A 19400-nucleotide genomic window follows, 5' to 3' on the forward strand; every position below is an offset into this window, starting at 1 on the left:
GACGACATTTTTTAGTAAAGTCAAATTCTATAGATTTTTTCAGTGTCATGCTACGATCCTGCAGAGATAACACTAAACAAAGTATCGATAAGGTTTGAGGTATAAATCAGTCACACTAATAAATATCCTAAAAAAGGGAATTATCTATCATGTTGAATATAGAAAAATAGTAAGCACTCACCTAATAGAGGAGAACGATATCGACCGAAATGGCATCTTTGGGAGGTTACAATATGAATAGGCGCTTCTATTCTCTCATTTTCCAAAAAGCTATTAACCAGTCTCCAAATTTGCAGGAGGGCGACGGACAGACAATAGCAAAGATTACCGAAAAAAAAGAAGGGGTGGTCGTGACGACAGTCACGACCACCCTTTCAAAATATTTCTACGGTAATAATGTAGCCAAAGTCTGTCCATAGCACTCCGGAAACGATTGAAAACAGGTGGCTATTAAAGTGCGTTACAAGCGCATTGCTTAAAAATAGAAGTTGAATTGGAGGAAAGCACAGCAACCAAATCCCCTTACGAAAGCTACCAAATATATTGGAAAGTCACTAGATTAACAAACTCTAAACATAACATTCACATCTCTTTCATAAACTATCTATATGATGAATGATGAAGACATCGTTCAATCGAAAAGGAGAGATACATATTGGGTTTAAACGAACGCAATGTAACATTGAGAATTTCGAATAAACGATTAAAATCTTTACCTTTCACTCACTTGAGACAAATGGTTCAAACAAGTCTACAATGGACTATTCTTAAAAAAGCACGACCACCTAAGCTAAAATATATTCCTATCCCACCGAGGGATTAATTTATATGGCGTCATTTCCTTTTGGAGATGGCGTTTTTTATTATTAGGTTCTAACTGTGTATAATAGGAAGTATATAAAAGGAAGAATATTGATGGGAGGTCTTCACTTGAAAGTGTATGCACACAGGGGGTCGGCAGGGACACATCCAGAAAATACGATTGCTTCGTTCAAAGCAGCTGCAGCTCTTCCGGTACATGGGGTAGAATTTGATGTTCATATGACAAAGGATGGGGAGCTAGTTGTCATTCATGATGAGACAATTGACCGTACATCTAACGGAAAAGGCTTCGTCAAGGACATGACACTAGCAGAGCTGAAAAAGTATGATTTTGGTAAGAGTTTTTCTTCTAAATTTAAGGGAGAACAAATTCCGACACTTAGAGAAGTATTATATGTATTTAAAGATACACATCATCATATAAATATTGAATTGAAATCAGATGTTTTCCCATATGAGGGGATGGAACGAAAGGTTCTGGAAATGTTGAAGGATTATCGATTAGAGGATCGTGTTGTAATATCGTCTTTCAATCATGAAATGGTCAGAATTTTTAAGAAGTTGGCTCCTCAAATAGAAACGGCCATTTTATTTATGGAAGTAATGATCGCTCCACATGATTATGCGCGTATAGTTGGAGCTGATGCGCTTCATGCCTTTTTCCCGACTGCGCTAAGACCGATGGGAATAGAAGCGGTTGCTAGCGGAAGAAAGCTTCGTGTTTTCACAGTGAATGAAGAAGCATATGCAGATATGCTTAGAGCTGTCAAAGTGGACGCGATTTTTACAGATTACCCAGAAAAAATGTATAATTATTTGAATAAATAAAGTTAGAATGGACTGCGGCATAAAGCAGTCCATTATTTATGTTTATGGGAATTTCAGTTATACGCTTTTTAAATGTTTTGTGAGAATAGCTATAAATTCGATTGGGGCTTCCAAAGGGGTGAAATGACCTGCCCCTGGAATGATGTAATAATTAGCATGGTGTAACTCTTCATCTTTTAACTTCCGACCATATTCCGGGAGTATATAAGTATCGTGCTCGCCGAAAATGATAGAAACCGGCATTGAAAGAAATTCTGCTAAACGTCCACGATAAATTTCTAGTTTATCCATATCACCCGAACGGTATAATTCTAGAGCGATTTTAATTTTTATTGGATCTGAAAATAGGTTATAAAAATCCTCCACAATTGCTTGAGAAAGATTTGGAATTGATTTTTTTATAAAACCCTCAAATACTGATTTATTTTTTAGATATTCAATAAATTGCTCTCCACCACCAAGAGAACGCATAATTAATGCGTCTTTATGCCAAACAAAATCAGGACTATAAGTAGCATCTGCAATGATTAAACTATGAACACGTTCAGGATTGCTACATGCCCATCTTGTTCCTATAAGGCTTCCCCAGTCATGGGTGACAAAATGAAATTGTTCTAGAGAAAGCTCTCTTCTGAAAAGTCGCTTATAAAATCCATATATCTCTCCCAGGTAGAAGGTTCATTAAAAGCTTCGCTTTGACCAAAGCCAGGTAAATCTGGGGCAATCGCTCTGTAACCAGCCTTCTGTACAGACGTGACTATTTCTCCCCAAAGCAATGAAGATTCCGGGAAACCATGTAAAAAAAGTACAGCAGGGGCATTTATCAAACCATCATCCAAAAAGTACACTTCTCTGCCTCGAATTGTTAAGCATTTCTTTTGCATAAACAAATCCTCTCTCTATTTTAGTACCGACCGGTCTGTTTTAATTTAACATATCGCAAACTAGACTGCAAGACAATTTTTAATTACACGAAAATTTACACATTTATTGATTGTTATTCTAAACGTAGTATAATGTTTTGAGACCAAACGGTACTTTTTTATGGGAGGTATGATGAATGCGAAAGGGACAAATTACAAAAGAACATATAATCCGCGAGTCGGCCGGTTTATTTAATACAAAAGGATATACAGGCGCTTCTCTTTCAGAGATTATAGAGCGTTGTGGTATAAGAAAAGGTGGCATTTATAATCACTTTGAAAACAAGGATGAAATAGCTCTGGCGGCTTTTGATTATTCATTTTCGCAAATTCTGTCTTTCCTTTCCAAAGCACTAGAGAATGCAAGTAATTCTAAAGAAAGTTTGTTAGCAATTTGCAACGTCTATATCGATCTCGTTGAAAACGACTCTTTGGAAGGAGGATGTCCGATATTAAATACAGCCATTGAAAGCGACGATGGACACCCTTTTCTTAAAGAGAAGGCTCAGCAAGCGATGAAAACTTTTATCGGAAAATTAACTATGATTATTCAAAAAGGGATAGAGAATAAAGAATTTAGAGAAGATATAAATACCGAAGAGGCATCTACTTATATTATTGCAGTGATAGAAGGTGGTGTAATGCTAAGCAAGCTATTTGATGATAGCAAATACATTAGACACTGCTCAAGTAATATTATTCAATTTATTGATCATCAAATGTTAAACAAATAAAACAGCACGAGAAAGTAAAAACACGAGCGGCTACAGCCGTTCGTGTTTTTTTCTTCCAAATTATTTCTTCCATAACAAATACATAAAATATGGAGCACCTATGAGGGCGACCATGATTCCTGCTGGAATTCCATTTGGTTCAATAATATTTCGACCAATTGTATCTGCAAAGAGTAAAAGCCAACCGCCTATTAAAAGCGCTATTGGTACGAATAATTGATGTCTAGGACCAACTAATGACTTAGCTATGTGTGGCGCCATTAAACCTATAAAAGCAATACCTCCAGTAACAGAAACAGCAGAGGCTGCCAAAGCGACAGCTGCCAATAACAGAACAATACGTTCCTTTTCTATGGAGACGCCAACACCGACCGCTACAGGCTCACTTAACCCTAAAAGGTTTAACTTATTGGCTTTATAAAGAGTGAAGGGGATTAAAATAATTAACCATGGTAAGAGGGCAAAAATAAATGGCCAATCAGCCCCCCAAATGTTACCGGCTATCCATTTGGAGATAAAATCTACCTTTTGGCTCTCGGCAGAGGAGATAAGCACAATCATTAAACCAGATAATGCCATGGAAAAACCTACTCCGGTAAGAACTAATCTTACTGGTTGCAAACCTTCTTTGCGATTATAAGATAAAAGGTAAATAAAACCTGCACTAAGTAATGCTCCAATAAACCCAACAGCAGGTAGTAAATAAACAAAAGAACCTGGTTCTATGGGAAAGAATAAGAAAAATAAAGAAATTGCTACTCCTGCCCCTGAGTTTATGCCAATAATACCTGGGTCTGCTAAATCATTTCGTGTAATTCCTTGTAAAATTGCTCCAGAAAGTGCTAATGCCATCCCGGCAAGAATTGTTATAATAATTCTTGGTAATCGTATAGAAAATAATACAAATTCTTCTTTGAATGTCCCATTCCCTAAGATAGTCTGTACAAGCCGATCAAATGATAAAGAAGAGTACCCGAGTCCAGCACTAATAAAAGCTGTAAATAAAAGTAGAGTAAGTAAACTAAACAGAATTATACGTTGTTTTTTTAACAGTTCGGATTGAATCATCGGAATATGCCTCCTCCTTTACGGACTATTATTAAGAAGAAAGGTAATCCCATTATTGCAATAATTGCAGCAACAGGTGTTTCATAAGGGATATTTATTGTTCGTCCTAACGTGTCCGCTATCAACATGAGAATGCCTCCTGCAACAATGGACATAGGAATTATATAACGGTAATCGGTGCCAACAACAGCACGTACAATATGAGGGACCATTAATCCCACAAACGCCATATTACCGACAATTGCAACTGAAGCACCGGCTAGTAAAATAACGGCGATGAATAAGATAATCTTTATTTGAACAGTTTTTTGTCCGAGTCCAACTGCAACCTCTTCATTGAGACTTAAAATAGTAAGTTGTCTAGAGAGTAGTAGGGCAATTAATATTCCTACGCCAATAAAAGGACTTATGATTGCAAGTTGCTTCCAAGAGGTACCGATTAAACCTCCTGCTGTCCACATCGAAACATCCTTTGAAATTTTAAAGTAAATTCCAACACCATCTGCGATAGCATATAGAAAGGCGGAAACTGCCGCACCTGCAAGAACGATTCGAAATGGAGAAAAACCGCCTTTTTTTACAGCACCGAGACTAAAAACCATTAATGCACCAATAGCAGCGCCTATGAAACATGCAATTGTTATCCCTAAATAGTTGGTAACAGGTAACAGAGCAATTGTAATAGCCAGTGCTGCGTTGGCTCCAGAAGTTAATCCTAATAAACTAGGATCAGCAAGAGGGTTACGGGTGATACCTTGCATAATGGCTCCAGAAACAGCAAGAGCAGCACCTACAATTATTGCCGCAACTTCCCGAGGTAAACGAATTTCTCGAAGAATATTAATTTCATCGCTCTTCATATTTGTAAAAATAGCACTCCACACATCTTGCATTGTTGTTTCTGCTGCACCAAACACCACAGAAATGATAAACATAGTCAGAAGCATGGCCAACCCTATGAAAAACTTTATACCAAACTGAACAGAAGTTTTCATACTACTTATCCTTTCTCATGAAAGAGGGAGGAATCCATTACGAGGATCCTCCGTCATTATTACTTACTGCTTATGAAGTGGTCTTTAAAGAATTCAAGTTGGAAATCTAATGAGATTGGATCATTAAAATAAAATTCCTTTGCATTTGCTTCAAAAACCCGATTATTTTTCACAGCAGGGATATTTTTGTATACATCTGTTTCTTGGAAAGAGTTGTCTTGATCTGCTGTTTTACTAAAAATGACATAGTCTCCACTGAATTCTGGTAATACTTCTAAAGATAAAGCATAGTATCCAGATTCTAATGCCATTTCCTTTACTTTCTCCGGCATTTTTAAGCCCATCTCCTGATAAAGTACTTCCGTTCCACGACCCCAGTTATCACCAAATACATATAGTTGTTTATCGAAATTCTCAATAACTGAAACGGTTGCATCTTCACCAATTACTCCTTTTATTTCCTCCCCAGTTGATTTAGCGCGTTCTTTAAAATCATTGATCCAATCCTGTGCTTCTTTTTCTTTGTTTAATAGTTTTCCAATTTCTAAATGCTGTGTTAAGTAATCTACTTTTCCATAAGTGAATGTTACAGTTGGTGCAATTTCTTTTAATTTATCTAAATTTTTAGCGGTTGAAAGACCGATGATTAAGTCCGGATTTAGTTCTATAATTTTCTCAAGATTTTCCTCTGATACTTCCTCCACATCTGCTAAATAGCTTTCGTATCTAGGGTTTTCTTTAGACCAAGAATCTACTCCTACTAAATTAACTCCAAGCGCCGCAACATTCCCGGCGAATGAAGATACAACAACAACTCTTTTCGGATCAGCGGGAACTTCTATTGGACCTTCTTCAGATTGATAAGTAATAGTAGTAGGCTCTTCTTTTTCTTCACTTGCTTTTGTTTCTGTTGGTTCGCTATTACATGCCCCTAATACGAAGGCGGTCAAAAATAAAATAGATAATAATAATTTTTTCATGTTCTTATTCTCCTCTGAGTAAATTGTATGTAATGCACATAGGTTTGCTAGTTCGTGGATCAATACCAATTTCAGCATCAATTTGGAACACATTTTGTAATACTTTTTCTGTAATCACTTCATTGCAGCTTCCTGCTTTAACAATTTGCCCTGCTTTTAAAGCGATTATGTAGTCCGCAAATCGAGCAGCTTGATTGAGATCGTGTAATACCATGACAATAGTTCGTTTTTCTTCTTTGTTCAGCTTTTGTAAAAGCTCAAGGACCTCTAACTGGTGGGCCATGTCCAAATAGGTGGTAGGTTCATCTAAGAAAATAATTTCTGTTTCTTGAGCTAGCGCCATTGCTATCCAAACTCGTTGGCGTTGACCTCCAGATAAAGCATCAACGGGGTAGTGCTTAAATTCACTTGTACCTGTAACTCTTAGTGCCCAATCGATTACCTCGAAATCCTTTTTGGAAAGACGTCCAAATCCTGTCTGATAGGGAAATCGACCATACGAAACGAGCTCACCAACAGTTAGTCCAGCAGCGCTTTCAGGTGTTTGAGGTAAAATGGCCAACTTCTTTGCTAGATTCTTCGTGTTTTCTTTTGAAACGCTTTTTCCATCTAAGACGATTGCGCCAGACTGGTGCGAAATAATACGAGTAATAGCTTTTAGAAGAGTAGATTTACCGCATCCATTCGGCCCAATAATAGTTGTAATTTTTTGGTCGGGTATTTCAACAGATAATTCTTTCACAATTAATCGATCGCCATAACCAATAGACAAATCATCTGTATATAGACGAACCATATGTTAACCTCCAAACTAAAGATTGCTTTTATAATTGATAACGATTATCATTATCATATATGCAACTATATGTAACTTTATGAACGATGTCAACAATAATTTTTAGTGAGGGACGGGATCGAATGGATAATATTTTTGATGTAACGATTATTGGTGGAGGTCCAGCAGGACTTTATTCTGCTTTCTACAGTGGGTTGCGAGAGATGAAAACAAAGATTATCGAATATCAGCCTCATTTAGGAGGGAAGATACATGTTTATCCAGAGAAGATGATTTGGGATGTTGGAGGACAAACGCCAATTTCGGGTGAAAAGCTAATTGGTCAATTGGTGCAGCAAGGACTAACGTTTAATCCAGAGGTCGTATTAAATGAAAAGGTAGAATCGATTTCTCGTGAAGAAAATGGATTATTTGTTTTGCATACTACATCTGGGCAGCAGCATTTCTCTAAAACCATTATTATTGCAGTTGGAAGTGGAATACTCAATCCTATTAAACTAGAGATTGAAGGGGCAGAAAGATATGAAGTGAGCAATTTAAATTACACGGTGAAATCTCGACAAAGATTTAAAAATAAAACGGTTGTCATTTCAGGAGGAGGAAATGCAGCGATAGATTGGGCAAATGAACTAGAGCCAATTGCTAAAAAAGTTTATGTTACTTATCGAAAAGATGCGTTGAATGGTCATGAGGCACAAATAAGTCAACTTCTCGAAAGCTCCGTAACGTGTTATTTTAATACAACTATATCAAAGCTAATAGCTAACGATAATCATGACGTAATTGAGCGCGTTGCTTTAACAAATCATGAAACTGGAGAGGTTACGTATTTAACAATTGATGAAGTGGTCATCAATCATGGGTATGAACAAGATGCAGATTTATTGAAGAATAGTAACGTAGATATTAACATTGCAGAGAATTTTTATGTTGCTGGAAATAGTTTAAGTGAGTCTTCTGTTGAAGGTGTTTTTGCGGCTGGAGACATTCTTCATCATCCTGGTAAACTACATTTAATTGCAGGAACTTTCCATGATGCTGCTAATGCAGTCAATTGTGCAAAACAATATATTCAACCAGATGCAAGTAAAATTGCAATGGTTTCCTCTCATAACGAAGTATTTAAGGAGAGAAATAAAGAATTGATTAAACAACTGATTTAAGGAAAAGGGTTATTCCAACTAACCATCCATTGTCAACACAGCCAAAAAAACACTGCTTCCTGAGTAGACAATGCCTCAGGAAACAGCGTTTCATATAATTATTACCATTTGGCCTTGTGCTCTTCAATACAACCGAGCAATTCCCGAATATTCAGAGTTGGGCCGTTTTCTAGTTGGATTTTCCCATTATAATAACCTGTCATTTGATGGACTTCGGAGGAAATTAGCTTTGCATCAGTTTTAGCAATACGGTGGGAGAATGGGGTGAAGGTTAAATTCACTTCATTGGAAAATTTAGTTTTAATCGTCCAAGGTTGCATGAAATCATGTGGGTTATAAGAAAACAATAAATCTTCATGTATTTTTGTCATCTTCCCATCTACAAAAATAGCGTTTTCCGTCATCCCTGTACCATCGGTCCATTTACCGCCAAAGTTTAACCCGATTCTTTTTAGACCTACACGTTGGGATGCAAATCCCCAGTTCCAAGTGGCCTCTCGTGGCCAAACTCCTCTTCCATAGTCAAGCACCGAGAAATTATCCTCTCCTTGAAAAGAATAACGAGCCTCACCAATTTTCACAAAACCATTTGTAGGTAATAGATGATGCTTTGCCGTAAATTGAAATTGTGTACGACTCCATGGAATTACAACATTTAATGATTCATCTTCTACAGGATGTGAAATATGTAAGTCAGCATGCAAGAGATCTCCATCAAAGTTAGGGATAGTCACAGTCATATGTGTCTCATTCTGTATATATAAAAGCTGGATGGACATTTCTTTTGAATGTAATTGAACAGTTTCTAGAATTTGTGTTGGCATTTTGACTTTATTTCCTAAAGGAATGGTTACCGTTTTCTCCACAAATCGTTGCGTTTCGTAATTTAAAAAGTAAACAAAGCAAACTGCTGCGTAATCTAAATGACTAATTGTTGCAGAAAAGAGAATTTCATCCCCGAATACGCACCAATAATTCCACTTCTTTTTCCGCATATAGTGTCCCTTTAGATTGCTTTCAATAATTGGTTTTTTAGCATATCCAATTGCCTTAGGATTCAAGTTCCCCTTATCATCGCAAAGCAGGGTAGGTACTGTAATTTCTTTCTCTGCATGTTGTGGCATCAGCCATCTTCCTTTCTAAAACCGAGCTTCAGTCCACTTTTTCTACTCAGTTTCTATTTGTTTGCTTAAAAAAAGGATTCATTGAATCAATACTAGCATATATTTTCATTGAAATCATATAAACAAAGTATAGGGAGGTTGAAAATTGGTTAAGTATGATCGTGATGCAGCTGTGGCATATGCACAAAAGTGGTGGAATAGTTATAATCCGAAATTTCCAAAATTTGATGTGGATTGTACAAATTACATTTCACAATGTCTATTTGCGGGAGGTGCCCCGATGAGAGGACAGCCAAATAGAGAGAGAGGCTGGTGGTTGAGTAGTAATTCATGGAGTTTGAGTTGGAGTACCCCACATTCGTTACGTTGGTACTTAGCAGGATCAACAAAGGGATTACAGGCAACACAAGTAAATTCACCTTCAAAACTTGTTCCTGGTGATTTAATTTTTTATGATTTTCAAGGGGACGGCAGATACGATCATTCTACTATAGTTACGAGTATTCAAAATGGAATGCCATATGTTAACGCTCATACGAATAACAGTCGAAATAGGTATTGGAATTATGCAGATTCCTATGCGCATACTTCAAAAACTAGTTATATTTTCTTCCACGTTAAAGACAATTTTTAATCATAACAAAGGAGGGTGACCAGGATGGATTGGTGACCCTCTGTTTTGTTAGGAAGCGTACCAAAGTACAGCAAGTGTTTCTTCTCCAGCATGCACAGCAAGTGAAGTACTTATTTCTCCAATAGTGATCTGTAAGTTAGGTACTTGCATCTGAATGGCATCTTTTAAGCTCTCTGCCTGCTCCAAAGCATTAGCATGCATAATATAAACTATTTCTGCTCCTTCTGTTTGTACGGATTCCACTACTTTATTTATCAAATACTGTATTGCTTTTTTATGAGAACGAACCTTATCTAATTCTTGAAGCTCGCCTTTATTGTTAATTTGTATAACAGGTTTTATTTTCAAAAGATTACCAAGATAAAACTGGACACTACTTAGTCTTCCACTTTTGTAAAGGCGAGTTAAATTACCTATTAGAATATAATTTCGAAACTTAGTAGCATATGTTCTTAATTGGATGGCTATTTCTTCAAAGGATAATCCTTGTTCTTGTAAAAGTAGTCCTTTATCAACAAGACCAGTAATCCCAGCAGATAATGAAAGGGAATCAACACATTCCACATTTACTTTCGCTATTTGAGCACCACTCATCGAGGCTGAAATTGTTCCACTTAATTTGTTGGTAACGTGGATTGCTATGATAGACTCATAGTCCTTGTCTAATTTAGAATATAGCTCAGCAAACTGGCCAGCGGACGGTTGAGATGTCTTGATGGACTCCGTTTCTATACGAAGTCGGTCGTATAATTGTGCTGAAGTTAAGTCAACACCATCTATAAATTCCTGTTGACCGAAATGGATATTAAGCGGGATCACATAAACGTCTGGATGGTTTTTTAATGTTTCACTTACATATGCACTACTATCTACAACCCATGCTATTTTTTTCTTCGTCATATTAAACATCCTATTCAATAAATTATTTAAATGATAATAATTATAGCATACAGATTAATAGTATACTTAGAACTTCTTGGGAAATTGTTATAATATTAATAACATTAAATAGTCTTTTTCCACCATCTTTCATTCCATGACTCAATCATGTCAAATCGATGGCGTATCAAGATAATAAAAATAGCTATAGAAAGTGGCCAAGCATCTTGAAAAGCTGGGTACAACAAACAAATGCAAGCATATGCGAAAAAGGCAACGATCATGCTCAAGGTTGCACTTCGAAGAATTAATATTAATAAAAGAAAAAGTAACGCAAATATTCCAAATAATAGTGTATTATAAGTAAGAGCGACACCAATGAATGTAGCTATCCCCTTACCACCTTTAAATTTTAGCCAAAATGGAAAAAGATGACCTAATATAACAAATAATCCTCCGATTGCAATGTATTCATAGGAAAATTGAAAATAAAAGCCAATACAGATAACGAGAACACCTTTTAAGGCATCACCTAAAAAAGTAACTAAAAAAGCTGATTTTCCAAGAACTGCACCAGCATTTCTTGCACCTAGGTTACCACTTCGATGTGTTCGTAAATCAGTTTTTTTCCATTTTCCTACCCACCAAGCGGTTAGGAAGGTGCCGACTATATAACAAATAATCCAATACAGATACATTACATCACCTCAATTAGGTTTGATTGTGAAAGTAGAAAGGCTGCAAAGTATGAAAAAATGCTTTTTACTACTACTGATTCCTTTTTTATTTATACTATCATCTTGTTCAAATGAGACAGTTCCTCCTGTTACTGCACAAAACGGGAAGTTAAACTTGACGATTGAAGATTTTGCAAGTTCTGGCCCAGTTCAATTAAATGGGGAATGGAAGTTTTTTTGGCAAGAATTGCTTTCTGAAAATGAAATTAAAAAGAGATTAATAGAAAGAGATTATGCCAACCTCTTGGTACCATCCGATTGGGCGAATACATTGGGTACATCTCTGGGTTACGGTACATACTATTTAAAGGTTACTATACCTGAAGAAAAAGTAGGGAACACGCTTGCACTTACAACTACAAATCAAAACACCTCTTACACATTATTGGTAAACGGAGTAAGGGTAGCATCGAATGGGTTTGTAGGAACTAGTGCCAAAACGAGTGAACCCGAATATTCCAACCAACTAGTTTATTTTACACCAAGAAATAGGGAATTAAATATTGTTTTACATGTCGCTAATTTTGACCATCCAGTAGGAGGAGCAACGAAGCCTATATTTTTAGGGACATCTGAACAAATTTCTAAAACCAATAGTACGACACTTGCGTATACAATGTTTTCTATTGGTGCCATTTTAGTAATGGGAATATATGAACTTATTATCTTCTTCTTTAGAAGAAAAGAAATTGTCTTTTTTTACTTTGGTTTAATTAGTATCCTTATTTCCATCTATACAATGGTGAAATCACCTTTTTATTTAAATAAAATTTTTCCTTCCATGGAATGGATATGGGTATATCGAATTGAAATTATTTGTATATATCTTTTATTCTTATTCTATTTACTTTTTATAAAAGCGATGTATCCGAAGGAAATGAAAAAAATACCAACTCTTATTGGAATTATCATAGCATTCTGTTCAATAATTTTTACCTTAATTGAGCAACCATTGGTGTTCAGACCATTATTAGACTTTATCTTTAAAATCATAATACTTTATGTACTTTATGGTTTATATGTTCTTATTGTAGCGTACAAAAGAAAACGTCCGACTGCTCGTGTCAATTTAATAGCTAATCTTGTTTACTTTGTAACTGTACTCAATGATGTGTTACTTACGCTTAATTGGATTGTTTCTATACCATTATCTACAAGTGGATTCTTTTTATATGTTTTAATTCAGTCATTTAACTTAAGTAAAGACTATGCAAGAAAATTTGAAGAAGCAGAAAGATTATCTAGTGATTTACAAGTTCTGAATTCCTCTTTAGATGAGAAAATAAAAGCGAGAACAGAGGAATTGAAGCAAAAAAACGATGAATTGAAACGATTGACATTAATTGATGGGTTAACAGGAATCTATAATCGTAGATATTTTGATGAATATATGAGTAAATATTTTGAGGAATCATTTAAGAATAATAGTCCGTTATCCATTTTAATGATCGATGTTGATAACTTTAAAGTGTATAACGATAATTATGGGCATGTAGCAGGAGATGAATTATTAATTAAAAGCTCTCAGCTAATAAAAGAGATGTGTCCCGAAGATACGTTTGTTGCAAGATATGGTGGCGAAGAATTTGCTGTTGTTTTAACAAACTCATCTATACAAAATGCTTTAAATTTTGCAGAGGATATCCGCTTATTGATCGAGGAACAGAAATTTAGTCTTGGTAAGGACAATAATTATGTAACTGTAAGTATTGGAGCATCATCTACCGAGCAGCATGCTTTTAAAAAGAAGGACGAACTGATTGATCGTGCAGATAAAGCACTTTACCAATCAAAGAAAAATGGGAAAAATCGAGTAACACTGCTTTAAGAAAGACAAGGCTTTTATTGTAATGCCATAATTGGTATGATAATAATAATCATTCATGTTTATTAAAAGGGAGTTTTTCAAAAAATGATGAATCAATCATTAAGTATTCGCGACGCCATTATACAGCGACGTTCTATCAAGTTATATAATGGACAGCCAGTAGAGCGAGAAGTATTATTATCTATTTTAGAAGATGCTCTATGGGCACCAAATCATCAGCTAAGACAACCATGGAGATTTGTTGTTGCTTGCGGAAAAGAACTAGTAGATTTATATGATGTATTAAAAGAATTTGGATTACCAAAGTGGAAAGAGCTTTCAGACGAAGATTTAGAGAAACAAATGAAAAAATATACATTAGCTGGCGGTTATGTATTTGTTATCGTTCCTGAAGATGCACGCCAAAAGGAAAGACTGGAAGACTATGCGGCAGCTAGTATGCTTGTACAAAATGTGCAATTACTAGCTTGGGACCGAGGCATCGGATCGTGCTGGAAAACACCTGGATTTCTAGACAACCCTAAATTCCGCGAAGCACTTGGAATAAAAGATGGTGAACGAATCATTAGCATGCTACAGGTTGGTTACTTTGATGAAATGCCTAAGCCAAGACCACGAAAGAGTATAGAAGAGTTCGTTACAGTATTTGAAAAACAAGCGTAATATTTAGATGGCTATCTCACTTCGAGATAGCTTTTTTATTTACTGAAGTGAAATTCAGTGGAACTGAGGAAATGGCGAGAGGGCAGCGATTTCATTAAAGTGAGCAACTTATTCATTCGGTAATAGTATTTGGAATTATTTTACTTATAATGGCGCGAAATGTCTAACCGAGACCAATTCAGAGGGAAGCGAGACAAATCGCAGTGTAACCGAGACCAAATTGCTTTCAACCGAGACCAATTCTACGATATACGAGACCATTTCTCATAGAAATATTAATTAAGAAACAAAAGTAGAGTTGATTTCTTTATCATTTGTTATATATCTTATTAACTCCACAAATTTCTCTGCATCATCTGGTGTTATTTCTCGTATATTCAAATAAACCATTCTTTGTGAAAAAAACACATGGATTTTATAAACCCATGTGTTTTAGAAGAATTATTATTTTTTTAAGTTTTCTTTAGAAAGCTCTGCTAGTTCGTAATAGTAGTCGCCGATTACACGTAAGCCTTGGTCGAAGTTTTCTAGATGGAAATGCTCGTTTGGTGCATGGAAATTTTCAGTAGATAGACCAAAGCCCATTAATACTACTGGTAATCCTAGAATTTCATCGAATGCTGCAACTATCGGAATTGATCCTCCACCACGAGTGTATGCAGTAGGTACTTTATATACCTTTTCATAGCTGCGACCAGCTGCTTGAATTGCAGGGTGATCGAATGGGGTGATAAATGGTTTTCCTTTGTCAAATTCAGTTAGTGTTACTGTGACACCAGCTGGTTTATTTTTCTCAATATGAGCTTTTAGTTTATTGACGATTTCGTCTGGATCTTGGTCTGGTACTAAACGACAAGTGATTTTTGCTCCTGCCTCACTTGGTAAGACTGTTTTTATGCCTTCTCCAGAGAATCCCCCGAATACACCATTGATTTCTAAAGTAGGGCGGACCCACACGCGTTCTAAATGAGAGTATCCTTTTTCACCAAAAAGTTCATCTACACCTACTTCTTTTTTCAGTTCTTCTTCATCAAAACCAAGTGCTTTGTATGCTTCTCTTTCTTCATCTAGAAGAGGGCGGACATTTTCGTAGAATCCTTCCACTTCAATTGTACCTTCTGCATCTCGGAATGAATCTAAAATAGAAACTAGTGCATGAATAGAGTTTTGAACTCCCCCACCATAAAGTCCAGAGTGAAGATCACCTTTTGCACCTTTTACATCAATTTGTACGCCACAAAGCCCGCGTAAGCCGTAGCAAACTGCCGGTTGACCAGGACCTTGCATACCAGTATCTGAAATGACAATCACATCAGCAGCAAGTTTTTCTTTATTATTTTCAATGTACTCTTCTAAATTAGGGCTACCGACTTCTTCTTCACCTTCTATTAAAAATTTTACATTAACAGGTAGTGATCCTTCTGTTTGAATAAGTGCTTCTACTGCCTTTACGTGCATAAATACTTGTCCTTTGTCATCACTAGCGCCACGAGCGTACAATTTATTGTCTCTCACTTGTGGTTCAAATGGTTCTGATTCCCAAAGGTTTAAGGGATCAACAGGCTGCACATCATAATGACCATAAACTAGGATAGTTGGTTTACCTGCAGCGTGTAACCAATCTGCATATACAACAGGATGACCACTTGTTTTATCAATAACGACATTTTCTAATCCAGCGTTAGTAAAGGAATCTGCTAACCACTGTGCACCTTTTTGCATATCCTCTTTGTGCTCTGATAAAGAAGATATGCTTGGTATGCGCAAGAATTGCTTTAGTTCTTCTAAATGTGCTTCTCTTTTTTCTGTAAAGTAACTATCTAAAACTGAAAATTGGCTCACTAAAACCCCTCTTTTCATAAAATTTCGTGAATAGAAATAGTATAGCATAAGATTTGTGACAACTAAAATCACAGTATGCTATAGTTATAAAGAAATACTGTTCGAGTTAATCATTTTAGGAGGAAACACACTTGTACATAGAATTTGTACTATTAGGTTTTGCACTGCTTGTTTCATTTTTTTTATCAGGAAGTGAAACAGCTTTAACGACAGTTAATAGGACGAAGGTTCGGTTACGAGCTGAACAAGGGGAGAGGGCAGCAGAGAAACTACTTGTTCTTTTATCGAAACCGGACCGAATGATCATAACAATTTTAGTTGGAAACACGATTGCAAATATAGCGGCAACTGTTTTGTTAATCCTGATAGCAGAGAATTACCAATGGAATATTGCTTGGTCAGTTGTCACTTTAACGGTTTTGATAATACTGTTTGCTGAAGTTTTACCAAAAACAATTGCTGGTACTTTTTCAGAATCAATTGTTTACATAATTGCTCCTTTTATACGCCTTCTAGTTCAACTGCTAAGACCAATAACGTTTTTAATAGCGGGACTAATCAATATGATTATTCGTATTGGTTCTAATGGGGCTGTCAGGGAAACAACCATTTCAAAAGAAGAATTATTAAATATGGTAGATATAGCTTCTACAAATGGGACATTCGAAGAAGAAGAATCAGAGCGTTTAAAAGGTATACTCGATTTTCCGAATAAAGATGTATCGGACGTTTTATCAACCCACCGAACGGAAGTGGTTGCAATTCCTTTACAAGCCACATATGAAGAAGTACGAGATACGATATTAGAACACTTTTATACACGATATCCTGTATACGATGAGGATATGGATACAATAGTGGGAATGTTTTATTCGAAAAAGCTGATTGAATGGTCGATGGTTCCATCTACAAGTTTAGATGAAATAATTGATAAAGAGCCATTATTTGTAGTGCAGACATTGAGTGTCGAAAGAGTCTTTAAACTGATGTTGACACACAAAAAGCATATGGCGATTGTATTGGATGAATATGGTGGAACACTTGGAATTGTGACACATGAAGACTTATTAGAGGAAATGATTGGGCAGGAAATTGAAGACGAAACCGATCATGATGAAGAAATATTAGTGCACGAAATGACTGAGAATCAATTAATTTGCGCAGGGCGTTTGGAAATAGAAGAGGTTAATCAAATGTTTAATATTAACATCATTAATGAAAATGATACAATCGGTGGTTTTATCCTAGATCAGCTAGGGCATGTTCCGGAAGAAAATGAACAGTTTACATATGAAAATCTTCTTTTCGAGGTAAACGAAATGGATCGGAGCCGTATTGCTAAATTAACGATTATTAAAAAAGAAGTTATAACTGAAGCGATAGAAGCAGAAACGCAAGAGAGTTAATTACTCCTTGCGTTTTTTATTCTTACACGTTTGTAATAGAGTTGAAAGAGAATCCGATGGAGTGAAAGGTTGATATTTGGCATTATAAAGGTATCAACAAAAGCTGAGCGGAGGAATAACCATGCAAGTCAAATTAGAAAATGTTTATGAAGAATATAACCGTTACATATACTACTTATGTTTAAAATTAACTAAAAATCAAATAGATGCGGAAGATCTAATGCAAGAAGTTTGGATGAAGGTCGTACGTTACGAATCTTATATGAAAGAGGTTGACCATTTAAAAGCGTGGTTAACAACTATTTGTATGAATACGTTCCGTGATCGTTATCGTAAACAAGTGCGACGTAGCAAATATGTTGCAAACCAACCCGAGCAATTGGATGTTTCTATTCTAGATTTAATCGCTTCCGATGTTTTATCAGTAGAGGAGCAACTGGAGAAAGAGGACGTAGGTGAAATCATTCGTTCTAAAGTTGCCGAATTAGATGGTATCTATCAAAAAACTGTCTTATACTTTTATGTTCACCAGTATTCATTGATTGAAATTGCTGAAGTGATGAAGGTTTCTATTGGTACGGTAAAATCACGACTATTTAGAGCGAAACAACGCTTGAAAGAATTAATTATGAATGATGATATAGCAAAAGAATCATTAGTTTTAGCATAATAAAGAGGAGAGTCTCCAGTGATGGGGGCTTTTTTTGCTTTACTTAATATATTGGACGCTCTCAGTACGAATTGGTTCCCAATGTCCATTTATTTTAATACAAATAGCGTTCAATTCTTAGGACCGAGGAATGGACAGGCTCACAAAACAATGCTCCGACAACTCAGCTTCACCAGAAGTATAGAAGGGTGGGTAAAGATCCTTTTGCTAATAGCGAGGGACCAATTGAAGTGTCGGACGATGATTTTCCGCTCTAGTATTAAAAGTGAATAAAAAAACAAAGGTGTAATGTGGAGAAGGGTATTTAGGAACATTAATAAACTATTAAATAGATAGAGGTAAAATAATAAAAAAGATATAATATCAAAGATACTATAATCGAAAAAAATCTTTGTAGGAGTGTTTTATGATGTATTCATCAAACGCAACAGAAAAACTCAAAATGATAATAGTGAAGTCTTGGGAAATATTTATAAGTCAATTTACTAACGGTAGGTTAATTGTCTCTAAAGAAGCGCCTTTTCAGCATAATTTTGGCAACATATTGCGGCAAGTTGGAGATTTACATTGTTTCTCTCGTACAGAGCAATTTTATGTAGATTTAGAAGTAAGAGAAATAAATATTAATGGAAGAAATAAGTATATTGATATTACATGTAACCTACTTGAAAATGGGGTAATTATCTCAAAATCAGCAATTGAACTGAAATTTAAAAAGAAGTCACAAGGTGCAGACGATGAGGCTAGGATTGATGCATACTCTGACATACAATCACTTGAAGGGTGTTTAAACGCGGGTTATGATCTAGCTTATTTTTTTATGATAACTGATAACGGTTCTTACACAAAAGAATCAAAAAAATTAGACAGTACAGCATATAGCTTTTCAATGTGTAACAATTATATAACTAAATCTAATTTTGAACTAATACCCAAGTTAAAAAGTCGAGCAAGTGTAAAAATAAATTTTAATAATCAACATAAATTTGTTTGGAAACAAGTAAATGAATATTATTTTTTAATGTTACCTATAGAAGTCAAATATTAGAAAAGATAGGTGTGATATTTTTATTGGAGTTAATAACCAACTATGATGCTGTGTTGAAAGATAGAAATAATAGGAACTCAATTGTTTCAGTTAGATATTTAGATTATTGGTTTGGTAGAGGTAAAATGCCTATCAATGGTACTGGTGCAGATGATTTTGGGGTAATAGCTTCGGTTGGAAATATCCAGGTATATCATGATCAGAAACACAAGAGAAAATATATAAGCTCGAGAGATTGCAGTACCAAATTGCTCGAATGA

20 protein-coding genes are annotated in these 19400 nt (G+C 35.7%); 10 read left to right on the plus strand and 10 right to left on the minus strand.

Annotation, left to right across the window (positions count from 1 at the left end; translation table 11 throughout):
* Positions 1-930: 930 nt before the first annotated feature.
* Positions 931-1650 carry a glycerophosphodiester phosphodiesterase gene (locus P2Q73_RS16245; RefSeq protein ID WP_053592195.1) on the plus strand — a complete coding sequence of 240 codons (720 nt, stop codon included), beginning with the start codon at positions 931-933 and terminating at the stop codon, positions 1648-1650.
* A 57-nt stretch (positions 1651-1707) separates the two neighbouring features.
* Here the strand turns inward: P2Q73_RS16245 and P2Q73_RS16250 are convergent, their stop codons facing one another.
* Positions 1708-2319 carry an alpha/beta fold hydrolase gene (locus P2Q73_RS16250; protein ID WP_345798858.1) on the minus strand — a complete coding sequence of 204 codons (612 nt, stop codon included), beginning with the start codon at positions 2317-2319 and terminating at the stop codon, positions 1708-1710.
* Positions 2265-2534 carry an alpha/beta fold hydrolase gene (locus P2Q73_RS16255; protein ID WP_275789111.1) on the minus strand — a complete coding sequence of 90 codons (270 nt, stop codon included), beginning with the start codon at positions 2532-2534 and terminating at the stop codon, positions 2265-2267. Before P2Q73_RS16255 ends, P2Q73_RS16250 begins: the two co-directional genes overlap by 55 nt.
* Positions 2535-2710: 176 nt before the next feature.
* Between P2Q73_RS16255 and P2Q73_RS16260 the strand changes: the two genes are divergently transcribed.
* A complete protein-coding gene (locus P2Q73_RS16260) occupies positions 2711-3307 on the plus strand; it encodes a TetR/AcrR family transcriptional regulator (protein ID WP_056828203.1) in 597 nt (198 codons plus the stop codon).
* Positions 3308-3367: 60 nt separating this feature from the next.
* Here P2Q73_RS16260 and P2Q73_RS16265 read toward each other — a convergent pair whose 3' ends face one another.
* The 4 genes from P2Q73_RS16265 to P2Q73_RS16280 are packed head-to-tail and all read right to left on the minus strand — an operon-like array spanning position 3368 to position 7146.
* Complete coding sequence (locus P2Q73_RS16265) at positions 3368-4375, minus strand: FecCD family ABC transporter permease (RefSeq protein ID WP_056828201.1); 1008 nt, start codon at positions 4373-4375, stop codon at positions 3368-3370.
* Entirely contained in the window at positions 4372-5370 is a 999-nt protein-coding gene (locus P2Q73_RS16270) for a FecCD family ABC transporter permease (protein WP_056828199.1), read from the minus strand. Before P2Q73_RS16270 ends, P2Q73_RS16265 begins: the two co-directional genes overlap by 4 nt.
* A gap of 59 nt (positions 5371-5429) precedes the next feature.
* Positions 5430-6350: an iron-hydroxamate ABC transporter substrate-binding protein gene (locus P2Q73_RS16275; RefSeq protein WP_056828197.1), complete on the minus strand. Its 921-nt coding sequence runs from the start codon at positions 6348-6350 to the stop codon at positions 5430-5432.
* A 4-nt stretch (positions 6351-6354) separates the two neighbouring features.
* Positions 6355-7146, minus strand: a complete 792-nt coding sequence (locus tag P2Q73_RS16280) for an ABC transporter ATP-binding protein (protein ID WP_053590625.1) — start codon at positions 7144-7146, stop codon at positions 6355-6357.
* A 122-nt stretch (positions 7147-7268) separates the two neighbouring features.
* Between P2Q73_RS16280 and P2Q73_RS16285 the strand changes: the two genes are divergently transcribed.
* A complete protein-coding gene (locus P2Q73_RS16285; protein WP_056828194.1) occupies positions 7269-8309 on the plus strand; it encodes an NAD(P)/FAD-dependent oxidoreductase in 1041 nt (346 codons plus the stop codon).
* A gap of 101 nt (positions 8310-8410) precedes the next feature.
* On the opposite strand, the gene P2Q73_RS16290 is transcribed toward P2Q73_RS16285, so the two are convergent.
* A complete protein-coding gene (locus tag P2Q73_RS16290; protein WP_056828192.1) occupies positions 8411-9433 on the minus strand; it encodes a DUF2804 domain-containing protein in 1023 nt (340 codons plus the stop codon).
* A 145-nt stretch (positions 9434-9578) separates the two neighbouring features.
* On the opposite strand from P2Q73_RS16290, the gene P2Q73_RS16295 reads away from it, so the two are divergent.
* Complete coding sequence (locus P2Q73_RS16295) at positions 9579-10067, plus strand: amidase domain-containing protein (RefSeq protein WP_053590622.1); 489 nt, start codon at positions 9579-9581, stop codon at positions 10065-10067.
* 48 nt (positions 10068-10115) lie between these two features.
* Here the strand turns inward: P2Q73_RS16295 and P2Q73_RS16300 are convergent, their stop codons facing one another.
* Together P2Q73_RS16300 and P2Q73_RS16305 are read right to left on the minus strand one after the other, a co-directional pair.
* Complete coding sequence (locus P2Q73_RS16300; RefSeq protein ID WP_053590621.1) at positions 10116-10967, minus strand: DegV family protein; 852 nt, start codon at positions 10965-10967, stop codon at positions 10116-10118.
* Positions 10968-11071: 104 nt separating this feature from the next.
* Positions 11072-11644 (minus strand): glycerol-3-phosphate acyltransferase, encoded by a 573-nt coding sequence (locus tag P2Q73_RS16305; RefSeq protein WP_275789118.1) that lies wholly within the window; start codon positions 11642-11644, stop codon positions 11072-11074.
* Positions 11645-11693: 49 nt separating this feature from the next.
* Here P2Q73_RS16305 and P2Q73_RS16310 point away from each other — a divergent pair, with 49 nt between their 5' ends.
* The gene (locus P2Q73_RS16310) at positions 11694-13511 is read left to right on the plus strand and encodes a sensor domain-containing diguanylate cyclase (protein WP_056828188.1); all 1818 of its coding nucleotides are present in this window, start codon (positions 11694-11696) and stop codon (positions 13509-13511) included.
* Positions 13512-13595: 84 nt separating this feature from the next.
* A complete protein-coding gene (locus P2Q73_RS16315) occupies positions 13596-14174 on the plus strand; it encodes a nitroreductase family protein (RefSeq protein ID WP_056828186.1) in 579 nt (192 codons plus the stop codon).
* Positions 14175-14618: 444 nt separating this feature from the next.
* Here the strand turns inward: P2Q73_RS16315 and P2Q73_RS16320 are convergent, their stop codons facing one another.
* Entirely contained in the window at positions 14619-16016 is a 1398-nt protein-coding gene (locus tag P2Q73_RS16320) for a dipeptidase (RefSeq protein ID WP_275789121.1), read from the minus strand.
* Positions 16017-16153: 137 nt separating this feature from the next.
* On the opposite strand from P2Q73_RS16320, the gene P2Q73_RS16325 reads away from it, so the two are divergent.
* The 4 genes from P2Q73_RS16325 (at position 16154) to P2Q73_RS16340 (ending at position 19400) form a co-directional block, all read left to right on the plus strand.
* A complete protein-coding gene (locus tag P2Q73_RS16325; protein ID WP_275789486.1) occupies positions 16154-17422 on the plus strand; it encodes a hemolysin family protein in 1269 nt (422 codons plus the stop codon).
* Between the two features lie 121 nt (positions 17423-17543).
* Positions 17544-18092 (plus strand): RNA polymerase sigma factor, encoded by a 549-nt coding sequence (locus tag P2Q73_RS16330; RefSeq protein ID WP_275789123.1) that lies wholly within the window; start codon positions 17544-17546, stop codon positions 18090-18092.
* A gap of 406 nt (positions 18093-18498) precedes the next feature.
* Positions 18499-19140 carry a hypothetical protein gene (locus P2Q73_RS16335; RefSeq protein WP_275789125.1) on the plus strand — a complete coding sequence of 214 codons (642 nt, stop codon included), beginning with the start codon at positions 18499-18501 and terminating at the stop codon, positions 19138-19140.
* Positions 19141-19163: 23 nt separating this feature from the next.
* Positions 19164-19400, plus strand: a complete 237-nt coding sequence (locus P2Q73_RS16340; protein ID WP_275789127.1) for a hypothetical protein — start codon at positions 19164-19166, stop codon at positions 19398-19400.

This window comes from Bacillus sp. Cr_A10 (assembly GCF_029222665.1).
GTDB lineage: Bacteria > Bacillota > Bacilli > Bacillales_A > Planococcaceae > Psychrobacillus.